This window comes from Pseudoalteromonas holothuriae (assembly GCF_945859825.1).
Lineage (GTDB): Bacteria > Pseudomonadota > Gammaproteobacteria > Enterobacterales > Alteromonadaceae > Pseudoalteromonas > Pseudoalteromonas holothuriae.
The window spans coordinates 1-1,491 of sequence record NZ_CAMAPC010000064.1; the positions used below are offsets into that span (position 1 = coordinate 1).

Here is a 1,491-nt window from a genome sequence, read left to right on the forward strand (position 1 = left end):
GCTGGACCGTCTGAACAACCTGCCAGTGCAAGTAAAGCAACAACACCGACGGCTTTTGTTAGATTCATGATATTCATAATGTGCTCCTTCAAGCCTAAGCTTTGGGCTTTTTAACGAGTGAAAAAATAAAAGACAGTACTAAGAATGCAACAAAAATAAAAAATAATATCTTAGCAATGCTTGCTGCTGCACCTGCGATGCCACCAAACCCTAATACTGCGGCAATAAGAGCAAGTACTAAAAATGTGATTGACCAGCGTAACATGGGGCCTCCTCAAGCCTATTTGGCAATTAGGCTGTAATATCCTGCAATGTTTTCATTTCGTCATGACATGCTTGCATTGTCATGCGTATTTCACGTAGTACGCGTTGGCAGTCTTGTGGCAGTGTTTGCTCAAGTGCGGCGTCTACTTTCTCAAGGACCTTATCTTCCACTTCTTCAAGCTGAGAAATATACGTGTGCTCTTTATCTGTGCTGATTAATGCGATGACTTTGGTATAAGTTTCGCGCAGTTCAACACTGAATGCATTGTCGTCTTCAACGTCACCTTTGTCGGCCACAATAAATGGCTGCAATGCGGATACGGCTTTGGTTTTTTCTAGCACATTCATTTCAAAAATGCGCTCAAGCTCAAGGTTGTCAACTTTCTTTTTTGCATCTAAGTAAAATTCAATGCCACCATTAAGTACTTTAATAAGCTCTGCAACGGGTTTTAAATTAAAATCACTGTTCGACATAATGTGCTCCTTCAATTTTAAATATGTGGCAAATGGATAAATCATCATTTGCAATTAATCGTTATACACAGAGGGTGTTGCAGCGTCCGTGCCAGTTTTATTTTCATTTAAAATCAGTATATTATGTTTTTAGTGCGTACTGGCCTTGTAAGTCTTACCGAGTGTATGTAATTACTGCTCACCTGTACTTTGTACATCTTGCAAGGTGGTGCCTCCTTTTGCATTAAAGTCCAATGTGCGAATAGGAAACGGAATTAAAATGTCGTTATCATTGAGGGTTTGATTGATTGCAACAATCGCTTGGTGGCGAATATCCATAAAGTTGCCATCTCCTGGGTAGTCAATCCAAAACCAAACAAGCAGGTCGATGGCGCTGTCACCAAAACCACTGGCATACACGGCGGTTTCTTCTTTGTGTTTAACAAAGTCGAGGTTATTAATGGCTTGCTCAATCACCTCGCGTGCTTGATTAATATCATCGGCATAAGAAATCCCAACGGGAATTTCTATACGACGCTTTTTGAGGGTGGAGTAATTGAGCAGCTTGTTTCTAAATAGTATCTTATTCGGGGTAACACAAAGTTGACCATAAAAGGTTTCAATTAAGGTGTTGCGTAGGTTTATTTGCTTGACTGTGCCCAAGGTGTCATCAGCTTCAATGATATCACCCACTTTAAATGGTTTGCGTACCCCCATGACAACACCAGCAATGAGGTTTTCAGTCATATCTTGAAACGCAAAACCAATAGCAAG

At 40.6% G+C, this 1,491-nt stretch carries 3 protein-coding genes; all 3 read right to left on the bottom strand.

Annotated features, from left to right (window positions below):
• Nucleotides 1–94 precede the first annotated feature (94 nt).
• A complete protein-coding gene (locus OCI93_RS20855; RefSeq protein ID WP_261595529.1) occupies nt 95–265 on the bottom strand; it encodes a DUF1328 domain-containing protein in 171 nt (56 codons plus the stop codon).
• A 26-nt stretch (nt 266–291) separates the two neighbouring features.
• Nucleotides 292–738 carry a PA2169 family four-helix-bundle protein gene (locus tag OCI93_RS20860; RefSeq protein WP_261595528.1) on the bottom strand — a complete coding sequence of 149 codons (447 nt, stop codon included), beginning with the start codon at nt 736–738 and terminating at the stop codon, nt 292–294.
• A 171-nt stretch (nt 739–909) separates the two neighbouring features.
• Nucleotides 910–1,491: mechanosensitive ion channel family protein (locus OCI93_RS20865; protein WP_261627251.1), on the bottom strand; the 582-nt coding region annotated here is incomplete at its 5' end.

What these genes read in the sequence shown, in the direction of transcription:
- OCI93_RS20855 (WP_261595529.1), bottom strand. Translation starts at nt 265, where the DNA reads ATGTTACGCTGGTCAATCACATTTTTAGTACTTGCTCTTATTGCCGCA.
- OCI93_RS20860 (WP_261595528.1), bottom strand. Translation starts at nt 738, where the DNA reads ATGTCGAACAGTGATTTTAATTTAAAACCCGTTGCAGAGCTTATTAAA.